The 13264-nt window shown below is 61.6% G+C and carries 13 protein-coding genes; 9 read left to right on the top strand and 4 right to left on the bottom strand.

Annotated features, from left to right (window positions below):
• Positions 1-47 precede the first annotated feature (47 nt).
• The 3 genes from C7477_RS08040 to C7477_RS08030 form a co-directional block, all read right to left on the bottom strand.
• Complete coding sequence (locus tag C7477_RS08040; RefSeq protein ID WP_110750890.1) at positions 48-761, bottom strand: HAD family hydrolase; 714 nt, start codon at positions 759-761, stop codon at positions 48-50.
• A 214-nt stretch (positions 762-975) separates the two neighbouring features.
• Positions 976-1263: a YciI family protein gene (locus tag C7477_RS08035; RefSeq protein WP_110750888.1), complete on the bottom strand. Its 288-nt coding sequence runs from the start codon at positions 1261-1263 to the stop codon at positions 976-978.
• 21 nt (positions 1264-1284) lie between these two features.
• The gene (locus tag C7477_RS08030; RefSeq protein WP_110750886.1) at positions 1285-2619 is read right to left on the bottom strand and encodes a dihydroorotase; all 1335 of its coding nucleotides are present in this window, start codon (positions 2617-2619) and stop codon (positions 1285-1287) included.
• 70 nt (positions 2620-2689) lie between these two features.
• Here C7477_RS08030 and ygfZ point away from each other — a divergent pair, with 70 nt between their 5' ends.
• The 6 genes from ygfZ to C7477_RS07995 all read left to right on the top strand — a co-directional run bounded on the left by ygfZ (position 2690) and on the right by C7477_RS07995 (position 6635).
• Positions 2690-3709 carry a CAF17-like 4Fe-4S cluster assembly/insertion protein YgfZ gene (gene ygfZ, locus C7477_RS19190; RefSeq protein ID WP_245411767.1) on the top strand — a complete coding sequence of 340 codons (1020 nt, stop codon included), beginning with the start codon at positions 2690-2692 and terminating at the stop codon, positions 3707-3709.
• Positions 3709-4317: a YfbR-like 5'-deoxynucleotidase gene (locus C7477_RS08015; RefSeq protein WP_110750883.1), complete on the top strand. Its 609-nt coding sequence runs from the start codon at positions 3709-3711 to the stop codon at positions 4315-4317. The genes ygfZ and C7477_RS08015 overlap by 1 nt, the downstream gene beginning before the upstream one ends.
• 2 nt (positions 4318-4319) lie before the next feature.
• Complete coding sequence (locus tag C7477_RS08010; protein ID WP_110750881.1) at positions 4320-4835, top strand: tyrosine phosphatase family protein; 516 nt, start codon at positions 4320-4322, stop codon at positions 4833-4835.
• A 73-nt stretch (positions 4836-4908) separates the two neighbouring features.
• Positions 4909-5868 (top strand): NUDIX hydrolase, encoded by a 960-nt coding sequence (locus tag C7477_RS08005; protein ID WP_110750879.1) that lies wholly within the window; start codon positions 4909-4911, stop codon positions 5866-5868.
• A gap of 82 nt (positions 5869-5950) precedes the next feature.
• Positions 5951-6334, top strand: coding sequence for a type II toxin-antitoxin system RelE/ParE family toxin (locus C7477_RS08000; protein ID WP_110750877.1), 384 nt, complete (start codon positions 5951-5953; stop codon positions 6332-6334).
• Positions 6318-6635, top strand: a complete 318-nt coding sequence (locus tag C7477_RS07995) for a helix-turn-helix domain-containing protein (RefSeq protein ID WP_110750875.1) — start codon at positions 6318-6320, stop codon at positions 6633-6635. Before C7477_RS08000 ends, C7477_RS07995 begins: the two co-directional genes overlap by 17 nt.
• On the opposite strand, the gene C7477_RS07990 is transcribed toward C7477_RS07995, so the two are convergent.
• Positions 6632-7534 (bottom strand): LysR family transcriptional regulator, encoded by a 903-nt coding sequence (locus C7477_RS07990; protein ID WP_110750873.1) that lies wholly within the window; start codon positions 7532-7534, stop codon positions 6632-6634. The genes C7477_RS07995 and C7477_RS07990 overlap by 4 nt on opposite strands.
• Before the next feature lie 224 nt (positions 7535-7758).
• Between C7477_RS07990 and C7477_RS07985 the strand changes: the two genes are divergently transcribed.
• From C7477_RS07985 to C7477_RS07975, 3 genes are all read left to right on the top strand, one after another.
• Positions 7759-8562 (top strand): alpha/beta hydrolase fold domain-containing protein, encoded by an 804-nt coding sequence (locus tag C7477_RS07985; RefSeq protein WP_110750871.1) that lies wholly within the window; start codon positions 7759-7761, stop codon positions 8560-8562.
• 141 nt (positions 8563-8703) lie between these two features.
• Complete coding sequence (locus C7477_RS07980; protein WP_110750869.1) at positions 8704-9915, top strand: efflux RND transporter periplasmic adaptor subunit; 1212 nt, start codon at positions 8704-8706, stop codon at positions 9913-9915.
• A 120-nt stretch (positions 9916-10035) separates the two neighbouring features.
• Positions 10036-13248 carry an efflux RND transporter permease subunit gene (locus tag C7477_RS07975; RefSeq protein ID WP_110750867.1) on the top strand — a complete coding sequence of 1071 codons (3213 nt, stop codon included), beginning with the start codon at positions 10036-10038 and terminating at the stop codon, positions 13246-13248.
• The last annotated feature ends 16 nt before the right edge of the window (positions 13249-13264 follow it).

The raw sequence follows: 13264 nt of genomic DNA, 5'->3' as shown, positions 1-13264 counted from the left end.
AATAGTAAAATGGTGAATGGTGAATAGTTGCTGTTACCATTCACTATTCACCATTCACCATTCACTATCTTCACGAACTCTACCACCCCTGAAATCCGCTCCAACCGCTTGAAACGCGGGGCGTCCACCGGTTCCACGGCATGTTCGAACGACCATGTGAGGTCATGCGGGATATAGATGCCCCAGCTGCCGGCGGCGATGGCCGGAATGATGTCCGATTTCAGTGAATTGCCGACCATCATCGCATGATCAGGGCCGTCGCCATGGCGGGCGAAGATGCGCTCGTAGGTGGCTATGTCCTTGTTGCTGACGATCTCCACCGCGTCGAAGAATTCGCTCAAGCCCGATTGCGCCAGCTTGCGTTCCTGGTCGAACAGGTCGCCCTTGGTGATCAGGACAAGTCGATAGGAACCGGCGAGGCGCTCCAGCGTTTCGGGCACATGCGGTAGCGTTTCCACGGGATGGTTCAGCATCTCGCGGCCCGCATCCAGTATCTGCCGGATCACATGTGCGGGCGCCCTGCCCTCCGTCACCTCGATGGCGGTTTCGATCATCGACAGGGTGAAACCCTTGATGCCGAAACCGTAGAGCTGAAGATTGCGGCGCTCCGCCTCCAGAAGCCGCTCGGTCAGATGCTCTTTTTCAGCGTAATCGGCGAGCAAAGACGCGAAGCGCGCCTCCGTGAGCCGGTAGAACTGCTCGTTCTGCCAGAGCGTGTCATCGGCATCCAAGCCGATGGTGGAGAGCGGTTTTGCGCGCATAAGCGTTATCCTAGAGAATTTCATTTTTAGATGGAAACAACTGTGCGCCCTTCACCCCCGTGGTTCGAGGCTTGGCTCACGCTCGCGCCTCACCATGAGGGTGAAGGGTTGCAGCGCCGCAGTAGCCCTCATCCTGAGGTGCGGAGTGAAGCGAAGCGGAACGAAGCCTCGAAGGGCGAGGGCGCTTGGCGATTCCATTAAACCATGGACCGGTCTAGAGAATCCCGCTCAGGGCGCCGTTATGCTTGACGGGCTCGAACTCGATAATATCGTAGCGCGCAAGCCCATGCTGGTGGAACGGGTCTTCGGTCAGAATCGTCTCCAGTTCCGCGCGGCTCACCTTGCCGCTCGCCAGGATGATGCCACCATCGCGCGGGTTCTTGGGGCCCGACGCCAGGAATATCTCCCTGGCGTAGTAGACATCGAGAAATTCGCGGTGGAGCCGGATGTGCTCCTCGATATCCGTCAGAGGCTTCACGTAAGTCAGGTTGACGATGTACATGCTCTCTCTCCCGTTTTGAGGTCAGCGCCTCGGCAGCGCTTCGAGAAATTCCACCGGCTCGCCCCGCGACGACGTGACGATCTCCCCCTCCCACATCACCTTGAGACCACGGACAAAGGTGCCAATCGGCCAGCCGGTGACGGTCTTGCCGTCATAGGGCGTCCAGCCCGCGCGGGAGCCGGCTTGCGCGTTGGTGATGGTCTCGCGGCGCTTCATATCCACAATCGTCAGGTCGGCATCATAGCCGACAGCGACGCGGCCCTTGCGGGCCATGCCGAAAATCCGGTTGGGGCCGTGCGACGTCAGATCGACGAAGCGCTCGATGGAAAGCCGCCCGGCATTGACGTGATCGAGCATGATCGGCACCAGCGTCTGCACCCCGGTCATGCCGGAGGGTGAGGCCGGATAGGGCTTCTGCTTTTCTTCCAAAGTATGCGGCGCGTGGTCGGAGCCCAGCACATCCACCACGCCCTGCCCTATGCCATGCCAGACGCCGTCGCGATGGCGCGCGGCGCGCACCGGCGGGTTCATCTGGATCAAGTTGCCGAGCGTCTTGTAATCCTCCGCGTCGAGCGTCAGATGATGCGGCGTCGCCTCGCAGGTCGCCACATCCTTGTGGCCCTTGAGGAATTCGATCTCTTCGGCGGTCGAGATATGCAGCACATGGATACGCGCGCCAGTTTCGCGCGCGATGCGCACCAGCCGCTGCGTGCAGGAGAGCGCGGCGATCTCATCGCGCCAGACCGGATGGCTTGAGGGATCGCCGGAAACACGCAGGTGTTCCCGCTCGCGCAGGCGGAACTCGTCCTCGGAGTGGAAGGCGGCGCGGCGGCGGGTGTTTCCGAGGATCGAGCGCACGCCCTCGTCATCCTCCACCAGAAGATCACCCGTGGAGGAACCCATGAACACTTTGATGCCCGCCGCGCCCGGCAGGCGTTCCAGCTCGGCCACATCTCCCGCATTGTCGCGCGTGCCGCCGACCCAGAATGCGAAATCGCAATGCATCCGGTGGCGTCCGCGCTTCACCTTGTCTTCAAGCGTTTCGGCGGAGGTGGTCAGCGGCTTGGTGTTGGGCATCTCGAAGACGGCGGTAACGCCGCCAAGGACGGCGGCTCGGGAACCGGTTTCAAGGTCTTCCTTGTGCTCCAGCCCCGGCTCGCGGAAATGAACCTGACTGTCGACCACGCCGGGCAGGATGTGCAGGCCGGTGCAATCAATGATTTCACCCGCCGATTTCGAATCGAGGCTGCCGATGGCGGCGATGCGGCCGTCGCGGATGCCGATATCGCGCAGACCCTTTCCATCCTGATTGACCAGCGTGCCGCCCTTCAGGATCGTGTCGAAAGTCTCTGCCATCTGGTTTTCTCCGTCTTGCGGGGTTTGATAACGGGGCTTACGTATCACGAGAAGAAAAGGGGTAAAAGACATGGAAGCGCCGGTTCAATCGACAATCGAGCCCATACGTTTGAATGACCGGGCGCTCGTCCTCGTCACCGGCGAAGAGGCTGAGAAGTTCCTGCAGGCCATCATCACCACCGATCTCGACGATCTGAAGCAAGGCGAACTGAAGCCCGGCGCATTGCTGACGCCGCAGGGGAAGATCCTGTTCGACTTTCTTATTTCGCGCATTGAGGGCGGCTTGCGCTTCGATCTTCCCCGCGACCAAGCGGCGGATTTCGCCAAGCGGCTGACGCTTTATAAGCTCAGGTCCAAAGCGGAAATTTCGCTGCAAAATGAATCGTATATTAGCGTTTCCTGGAGGAATGATTCCGAGGCCTCATATAATGATTCAATCATATACGACCGGCGTTTTCCCGACGAGGCGAAGGTGTTGCGTCATTATGGAAGCCCCTCACCCTTACCCTCTCCCCGTAAAGAACGGGGAGAGAGGGACATGGACGTATCCGCCTCATCCTTCTTGCCAGGTGCAGGGGAGAAGGAAGAGGCAACAGTGTCGGTGCCCCCCTCGCCCCGCTTGCGGGGAGAGGGTAAGGGTGAGGGGCTAGCGGCTGACGAGACTGCATGGACCGCCTTGCGTATCGCCCATGGCGTGGCCGAAGGCGGTCATGATTTCGCGCTTAGCGATGCCTTTCCGCATGACGTCAATCTCGACCAGACGGGCGGCGTCTCTTTCCGCAAGGGTTGTTTCATCGGGCAGGAGGTGGTCTCGCGGATGCAGCATCGCGGCACCGCGCGCCGGCGTGTTCTGATCGCTACGGGCGATGCGGAGCTGCCTGGCACCGGTACGCCTATAATGGCAGGCGGGCGCGAGGTCGGGACGCTGGGCAGCGTATCCGGCAACAAGGGACTGGCGCTGGCGCGGATCGACCGGGTGAAGGATGCGATGGATGCGGGGACGCCGATCCTTGCCGGCGATGTGACGGTGACACTCGCCATCCCGCCCGCTGCGCGGTTCGGCTTTCCCGAAACGTCAGAGACCGCCTGATGGCCGGGGACAAGACGCGGGCATGGCAACGGATGCTATCGGGGCGCAGGCTCGACCTGCTCGACCCGTCGCCGCTCGATGTGGAGATATCCGACATCGCCCATGGCCTGGCGCGGGTAGCGCGCTGGAACGGCCAGACCGCCGGGGACCACGCCTTCTCGGTGGCGCAGCATTCACTGCTGGTGGAGCAGATTTTTATCCGCATCGTGCCGGAGGCTTCGCCCGAAAGCCTCATGATCGCGCTGCTTCATGATGCGCCGGAATATGTCATCGGCGACATGATCTCGCCGTTCAAGACCGCTGTTGGCGGGGACTACAAGGCGGTGGAGACACGGCTGCAGGTGGCCATTCACTTGCGGTTCTCACTGCCATCAGCGATGACGGAAATGCTGAAAACGCAGGTCAAGCGCGCGGACCGTATCGCTGCCTTCTTCGAGGCGACACGGCTTGCGGGCTTTTCACAAACCGAAGCGGTGCGCTATTTCGGGCGGCCACGGGGGATCGCGCCAGAAGGGCTGGATTTGACTCCTCGAGCGACGCAAGAGGTGCAGCAGGATTTCCTCGCCCGGTTTTTCGCGCTCGACGCCGCGCGCAACGGAAAGGTCTAGCGATGCCTGATATCGTCGTCTCCCCGCTCTCGCGTCTCGCCGAAACCGCGCTGATGCACCGTCCGCGCGACATGGTGACGTTGCTCAACATCGGCACACTGATCGACCGGCCGGACTGCATCGTCCCCGACCGGCATCTCTTCCTGGGCTTCAACGACATTGTCGAAGACATGCCGGGAATGACGCCACCCTCGGCGCAGCATGTGGAAAAGCTGATCGGCTTCGCCAGCGGCTGGGACCGCGAGGCGCCGCTGCTCATCCATTGCTTCGCCGGCATTTCGCGCTCGACCGCCGCGGCCTATGTCGTGGCATGCGCGCTCAATCCGGATATCGACGCGGCAAAACTCGCCACGCTTTTGCGCGAGCGCTCGCCATCGGCCACGCCGAACATCCGGCTGGTGCGGCTTGCCGACGATATGCTTGGGCGTGGCGGGCGCATGGTGGATGCGGTGAATGCGATTGGCCGGGGCGCGGATGCGTTTGAGGGCGTGCCGTTTGTTTTGCCGCTGGAGGTTTAGGGCGGCTCATGTTTATCCGGAATCGCCTTCACACTGAGAAACAGGCGCCTTCCTCAAAACGGGAGCCGCTCTAATGCCCCCCGCCGCCACCGCCGTCGAAATCGGTCTCTCTGCGGCCATCGTCGCGGTGATGGAGAACGAGCCGTTGATCCTTTGCGCGCCAGGCTCGGCGCTTGATGGGCTTCCCTTCGGCCCGTTCGATCCCCTCGCCCACCGCACGCTCGAAACGGGCCTCCGCGCTTCGGTGAGCGAACAGACGCGGTTGAAGCTGGGTTATGTGGAACAGCTTTACACCTTCGGCGACAGGGGCCGGCACAAGATTTCGACGCAAGATGGATCTCATGTCGTCTCGGTGGGGTATCTCGCGCTTACCCGCGCCGCTATCGCCGAGGATGGAAGCGCCGCCGCGCAGACGGGGCACTGGCGCAAGTGGTATTCTTTCCTGCCATGGGAGGACTGGCGCGGCGGCAAGCCTGCCTTTATCGACGAGACTATCCTACCCGCGCTCAAGCGCTGGGCGGCGGAAAAGCATGGGGAACTGCAAGCCCAACGCCTTCTCCCGCGCCTGACGCGGCTGAAACTGGCCTTTGGCCTCGACGGCATTTCCTGGGATGAGGAGCGCGTACTGGAACGCTATGAGCTTCTCTACGAGGCAGGGCTGGTCGAGGAAGCCTATAATGACGGCAATGCGCCCTGTCCCCCGCCCGTCCCGCTCGGCCGCCCCATGGCCTTCGATCACCGGCGGATTCTTGCCACGGCGATTGCGCGGCTGCGCGGCAAGTTGAAATACCGCCCGGTCATCTTCGAATTGATGCCCGCCTCCTTCACGCTGACCGCGCTTCAGGACATGGTGGAGGCGATTTCCGGTCGCCATTTGCACAAGCAGAATTTTCGCCGTCTGGTGGAAAGCAGCAATCTGGTGGAGCCGACCGGCGCGACGCTCACCCAGATTCGTGGTCGCCCCGCTGCCCTCTACCGCTTCCGTCATGAGGTACTGGGGGAGCGCCCGGCGCCGGGGTTGAGGGTGAGGTAGTGCCGGGTCCACCGTGGTGGATGAAGTCCTTGAAATATGGCACTATGTGTTATATCTATAAAACTCACCATCGAGGCGGCTTGTGCGAATCTTTAAAAACACATGGTTCCAGAAATTCGCACGAAAAGAACAGATAAGTGACGCAGCGCTTTGTGAAGCGGTTGCCCGTGTTGAAAAGGGCTTGATTGACGCTGATCTTGGCGGGGGCGTTCTCAAGCAACGGGTTGCACGTCCAGGTCAGGGCAAGTCAGGTGGTTACCGCACGATTATTTTGTATCGGCAAGAGCAGCGAGCATTTTTCGTTTTCGGTTTTGCAAAGAACGAGCGCGAGAATATCGACAGAGAAGAAGAAACCCATTTCAAAAAGATGGCAAAGGATGTGCTTGCGCTGTCCGACACGCAAATAGCAGAGATGGTAACGAGAGGATACTTCTCGGAGGTAAGTGACGATGGCGAAGACATATAAAAGCGAGATAATGGCCTCAATCCATGAGACCATGGAGGGCATGTTTGAGATTGGTGCTATCGACAAGCAGACCATGCGCGAGTTCGACGAGGCGTGCCTGACGACCGTCGAAACTCTAGCGCCGGAGGAAATCCGCGCTATACGCGAGCGTGAGCACCTGTCGCAGCCAGTCTTTGCCCGTTATCTCAATGTCAGCAAGGGTTTGGTGTCGGATTGGGAGAGGGGCGTCAAGAAGCCCGGTGGACCAGCGCTGAAATTGCTGACTGTTGTTCAGAAAAAAGGATTGCAGGCTATAGCCTAAAGCCCCGCCTTCCCAAACAAATCCGCTGCCCAGTCAACAAAGGCCCGGACCTTGCTGCTCAAGTGCCGGTTTGGCGGGAAGACGACGAAGATCGGCATCGGTTCCGTCTTCCAGTCGGGCAGAATCGGCTGCAATGTTCCGTCGCGAAACGGCTTTTCCGCCATCAGGCGCGGGATCTGGACAATGCCCATTCCGGATTCGGCGGCGGCGAGATAGCTGATCGCCTCGTTGACGGCGATGAGATAGCGTCCAAGCACCTCCAGCTTTTCGCCGTCGCGCTCGAATTCCATCGGCAGTTGCTGCCCCGTCTGGGCGCGGAAATAACCCACCACATAGTGATTGGGCTCCAGCTCGCTCGGATGACCGGGCTCGCCCAGTTTCTTGAGATAGGAGGGAGCCGCGCAGGTGATGAAATGCAGTTGCGCGATGCGCCGGGCAATCAGCGACTGGTCGGTAAGATCGCCGATGCGGATCGCGCAATCGACGTTCTCCGCCAGAATATCGACGGGCCGGTCGGAGACGCCAAGATCGATGCGGATGCCGGGATATCGCTCCTTGAAATCCCACAAGGCCGGAATGAGAATGAGATTTGCCAACGCGCCCGATATCTCGACCCGGACGCGCCCCTGCGGCGTTCCTTGCGCGGTGGCCATGCTGCCGTCCAGTTCTTCCAGATCGGCCAGAAGCCTGAGCGCGCGGTCATAATAGAGCGCGCCATCATGCGTCACCAGCACGCGGCGCGTCGTCCGGTTCAAAAGCTTGGTGCGCAAATGCGCTTCCAGGCTCTGGATAAGCTTGGTGACGGTCGCCTTCGGCATAGCCAGCGATTCGGACGCACGCGAGAAATTGCCCGCCTCGACCACGCGGACGAAGGCGCGCATGGCAGCCAGTTGATCCATCCCCTATCCCCCTTTCCAGCAATGCAGGATTATTCACCCACGGAAACAGTGTTGTGGCGTAGTTGGGATTTTTTCCGGCGCAAAACAATACCATCTTAGAGACACATTGTGCCGTGCAGCATTCCTACTGACAAAATGGTGTCAGGAGGGCTGTGACATAGGTAAGTCAACCAAATGCCTTCGTGACGCCGGATTGTGGCCAACGAAGGCGGAGATTGAAGCATATGGGAGCGAACTGGACAGAGCAGATGCTGGATAGCAGCGCCGGGCCGGTGCCGGTGCGCATCTATCGTGGGGAAGACCTCGCGAAGACGCCGCCGCTGGTGCTGCATCTGCATGGCGGCGCGTTTCTTGACGGCTCGGCGAAATGCGGAGAGCTGGTGGCGTCGCTTCTGGCCGATGCGGGCGCGGTGGTGGTGGCGGCGGATTATTCCATGGCTGCCAAAGAGCCATTCCCGGCGGCGCTCCAGTTCGCATACGGGCTTCTCGGATGCCTGTGCAAGGAACGCGGCGACTTCGCGGCCAAGAAATCCTCGCTCTTCGTCGCGGGCGAGGAAGCGGGCGGCAATCTCGCCGCCGGGCTGGCGCTGAAGGCGCGTGACGTGCATCTGGGCGCCCTGCAAGGGCAGATCCTGCTTTCGCCGATGCTCGATCCGAGCGTGGCGACTGGCTCGTTCCGCAAGGCGCAGGCGGGCGAGATGAATTGCCGCTGGGCGGATGGCTGGAACCATTATCTCGGTTTCGGCGCGTGTCACCCATATGCGGCGCCGGGATATTCGATGCGTCTTGCCGGTGTCGCGCCCGCATTGGTGCTGACGGCGCAGGACGATCCGATGCGCGACGAAAGCCTGAACTATGCACGACGCCTGCGGGAGGCCGGCGTCATGGTTCAGGATCATGTATTGACCGGCAAAACCGGATGGCCCGGCGCCTATAGCGATTGCTCGGGCGCCAAGCCGGCTTGGGGGGAGACTGTATGCGGCTTTTTCAAGGAGTTTTTCCAGGAGACGGGAGCCCTCCCCCACTAAGCAAATCCAGGAAAAGTGCGAAGCGGCTTTCCGTCCGGATTTGCGTAAAAACAAAGAGTTAGAGCGGTCTTAACCGCTCTATCCCAAGCTGAACCACGATTTTTAACTGCTGGCGTCATACGCCATTCACGGAGATCATCTATGAAGAACTTAGCCAAGCGCCGGCTCCTCTGGAGCGCCGGCCTAGCCCTTGCTGCGTCCATTTCCGGCGCGGCGCTCTATGCCAATTTGCCCAATGTGGCGCAAGCCGAGACCAGTGCGGCCGCGCCAGCCGCCAACCCGGCCATCCCCGTATCGGTCGCGGTAGTGGAGCCGCGCGAGGTGACCATCTGGCAGGAATTCTCCGGCCGTCTCGAAGCAGTTGACCGCGTCGAGGTTCGCTCGCGCGTCGCGGGCGCCATCCAGTCGGTGCATTTCCGCGAGGGCGCGCTGGTGAAGCAGGGCGACCTGCTCGCCACCATCGATCCGGCGCCTTTCGAGGCGGCGGTCGCGCGCGCCGAAGCGCAGGTCGAGGCCGCGCGCGCGCGGGTGGATCTCGCCCGGCTCGAACTGGAACGCGGACAGAGGCTCGTTTCGTCGCGCACCGTTTCGCAGAGCGATCTCGACCAGCGCGTCTCCGCGGCGCATGAAGCGGAGGCAAGCCTTCGTTCCTCCGAAGCCGCGCTACAATCGGCGCGCCTCGATCTCGATTACACGCAAGTGCGGGCTCCCATCGCGGGCCGTGCCGGCAAATTCGAAATCACGGCGGGCAATCTGGTCGCGGCGGGGTCCGGTTCGCCGGTCCTGACGACGCTGGTCTCCGTCAACCCGATCTATGCGAGCTTCAATGTCGATGAAGAGTTCGTGGCGCGCGCGCTTTCGCAACTCCCGGCGGTCAAGAACGGAGCGCCTGCCGTCGAGCAGATTCCTGTGCGGATCGGCACATCCGGTACGAATGCGGTCGTCGAAGGGCGCCTGCAGCTCATCAACAACGAGGTCGATACGGCGAGCGGAACGGTGCGTGTCCGCGCCGTGCTCGATAACGCGGAGGGACGGCTTATCCCCGGCCAGTTCGCCCGCGTCGAGATGGGCGAGCCGAAGCCTGAGCGCCAACTGATGATCAGCGAGCGGGCAATCGGCACCGACCAGGACAAGAAATTCGTCCTCGTCGTCGGCGCCGACAACAAGATTGCCTATCGCGAGGTGCGGCTTGGCGAAGCGAGCGGCGGTCTCAGAGTCGTCAAGAGCGGCCTTGAGGCCGGCGAACGCGTCGTTGTCAACGGCTTGCAGCGGGTGCGCCCCGGCGCGCTGGTCGAGCCGCAGGTGGTTGCGATGGTGCCGGATGAACAACCGTTGGCGACTGCTCAACGCTAAGCATCGGAAGCGGGCGCAGCCCGCGTTCCATTTTTCGAATGATCTTGTTCGCGACGGGAGAGAGCTTCCGTCGCTAGCCTGTTCTCTAGCTCTAAAATCACACTCCCAGAGGGAAGTGACATGAACATATCCAGATTTTTTGTGGACCGGCCCGTCTTCGCGGGCGTGCTGTCGGTCCTGATTCTGATAGCGGGCCTGCTTGGCCTGCGCGCCCTGCCGATCTCCGAATATCCGGAAGTGGTGCCCCCATCCATCGTGGTGCGCGCGCAATATCCGGGCGCCAATCCGCGCGTTATCGCCGAAACGGTGGCGACACCGATCGAAGAGGCGATCAATGGCGTAGAAGGCATGCTCTACATGTCCAGCCAGGGCACCACTGACGGACTGATGACGCTGACCGTGACCTTCAAGATCGGCACCGACCCCGACAAGGCGCAGCAGCTTGTGCAGAACCGCGTCAGCCAGGCGGAACCCCGGTTGCCGGAAGAAGTGCGCCGTCTCGGCGTGACCACGGTGAAAAGCTCGCCCGACCTCTCCATGGTCGTGCACCTGACTTCGCCGAACAATCGCTATGACATCACCTACTTGCGCAATTATGCGGTGCTGAACGTCAAGGACCGGCTGGCGCGCATCGACGGCGTCGGCCAGGTGCAAATCTTCGGCGGCGGCGACTATTCCATGCGCGTCTGGCTCGATCCGCAGAAGGTGGCGGAGCGCGGCCTTTCGGCAAGCGACGTGGCGAACGCGGTGCGCGGACAAAACATCCAGGCGGCGGCCGGCGCCATCGGCGCGGCGCCGAGCGTTCCCGGTCTCGACTTCCAGCTTTCCGTCAACGCGCAAGGGCGGCTCAAGACGGTCGAAGATTTCGGCAACATCATCGTCAAGACAGGCGCTAATGGCGAGATCACGCGCCTGCGCGATATCGCCCGCATCGAGATGGGCTCGTCGGAATATTCGCTGCGCTCCCTCCTCGACAACAAGCCGGCGGTGGCGTTGGGCATCTTCCAGGCGCCGAACTCCAACGCCATCCAGATTTCAGACGAAATCAGGAAGGTGATGGACGAGGTGCAGAAGACCATGCCGGAAGGCATGAAATACGAGATTGCCTATGACACGACGCAGTTCGTCCGCGCCTCCATCGACTCGGTCGTGCATACGCTGCTCGAAGCCATCGCGCTGGTGGTGCTGGTCGTCATCCTGTTCCTGCAGACATGGCGCGCCTCGATCATCCCGCTCGTCGCCGTTCCCGTCTCCATCATCGGCACGTTTGCGGTGATGTATGTCTTCGGCTTCTCGATCAATGCGCTCAGCCTCTTCGGCCTGGTGCTCGCCATCGGCATCGTCGTCGATGACGCCATCGTGGTGGTGGAAAACGTGGAGCGAAACATCGAGGAAGGCTTGAGTCCCCGCGACGCGACCTATCGCGCCATGCGCGAGGTTTCCGGGCCTATCGTCGCGATTGCGCTGGTGCTGGTCGCCGTGTTCGTGCCGCTTGCGTTCATCTCCGGCCTAACGGGGCAGTTCTACCGTCAGTTCGCGCTCACCATCGCGATCTCGACTGTCATCTCGGCCTTCAACTCGCTGACGCTCTCACCGGCGCTGGCGGCCCTTCTGCTGCGCGGTCATGATGCCCCGAAGGATTGGCTCACGCGCGGCATGGACCGGCTATTCGGCTGGTTCTTCCGCGGCTTCAACCGCGCTTTCGGCGCAAGCTCCAATGCCTATAGCGGTGGCGTGAGGCGTATTCTGTCGCGCAAAACCATCATCATGGGGCTTTATCTCGTTCTGGTGGGCCTCACCTTCGTGATGTTCAACAAGGTTCCTGGTGGATTCGTGCCGGGTCAGGACAAGCAATATCTGGTCGGCTTCGCGCAATTGCCCGATGGGGCAACACTCGACCGCACGGATAAGGTGATCCGCAAAATGGGCGAGATCGCGCTGGCGCAGCCCGGCGTGGCGAATGCCATCGCCTTCCCCGGACTGTCGATCAACGGCTTCACCAACTCGTCGAACGCCGGCATCGTGTTTGTGACGCTGAAGCCTTTCGAGGAGCGAACGACGCCGGAGCTTTCGGGCGGTGCCATCGCGATGCAGTTGAACCAGAAGTTCGCCGGCATCCAGGAAGCCTTCATCGCCATGTTCCCGCCGCCTCCGGTGCAGGGAATGGGCACGATCGGCGGCTTCAAGATGCAGATCGAGGACCGCAACGGCCTTGGTTATGAAGCGCTGGACCAGGCAACCAAGGCGTTCCTCGCCAAGGCCTATGCCGCGCCGGAACTGGCGGGGCTATTCTCGAGCTATCAGATCAACGTGCCGCAGCTCTATGCCGACATCGACCGCGCCAAGGCGCAACAGCTCGGCGTGGCGGTGACCGATGTGTTCGAGACGTTGCAGGTCTATCTGGGCTCGCTCTATGTCAACGACTTCAACCAGTTCGGACGCACCTACTCGGTCCGGATGCAGGCCGATGCGGCCTTCCGTGCACATCCTGAAGACATCGGCAAGCTGAAGGTCCGCTCCGCTTCGGGCGAGATGATCCCGCTTTCGGTGCTGCTCGATGTGAAGCCCAGCGCCGGGCCGGACCGCACGGTGCGCTATAATGGCTTCCTCTCGGCTGATATCAATGGCGGGGCCGCGCCGGGCTTCTCGTCCGGCCAGGCGCAAGCCGTGGTGGAGAAGATCGCTCAGGAGACTTTGCCGCCCGGCATCAGCTTCGAGTGGACGGACCTGACCTACCAGCAGATCATCGCCGGCAATTCGGGGATCATCATCTTCCCGCTGGCGCTGCTTCTGGTGTTCCTGGTGCTGGCGGCGCAATATGAGAGCCTCGCATTGCCGCTCGCCATCATCATGATCGTGCCGATGGGTCTTCTGGCGGCGCTGACCGGGGTGTGGCTCAGCCATGGCGACAACAACATCTTCACCCAGATCGGGTTGATCGTGCTGGTGGGGCTATCGGCGAAGAACGCCATCCTGATCGTGGAATTCGCGCGAGAGCTCGAATTCGCGGGCATGACACCGAGGGAAGCGGCAGTAGAGGCAAGCCGGCTGCGCCTGCGCCCGATCCTGATGACCTCGCTGGCCTTCATCATGGGCGTGGTGCCGCTCGTTCTCTCCACCGGCGCCGGCGCGGAAATGCGCCAGGCCATGGGCATCGCGGTGTTTGCGGGCATGATCGGCGTGACGGCCTTCGGCATCTTCCTGACGCCGGTGTTCTATGTGCTGCTTCGGGCTGCAACTGGCAACAAACCGCTGAAGCACACCGGAGAAGGGACGATACCGCTGCCGCCCGCCGATGGCGCAAGCCACGCGCCGGCGACGCAAGCGCACTGAAGAAACAAACCCCGCG

The organism is Paramesorhizobium leguminum (genome assembly GCF_003217235.1).
Lineage (GTDB): Bacteria > Pseudomonadota > Alphaproteobacteria > Rhizobiales > Rhizobiaceae > Paramesorhizobium > Paramesorhizobium leguminum.
This window is presented reverse-complemented; position numbering and strand designations above follow the sequence as displayed.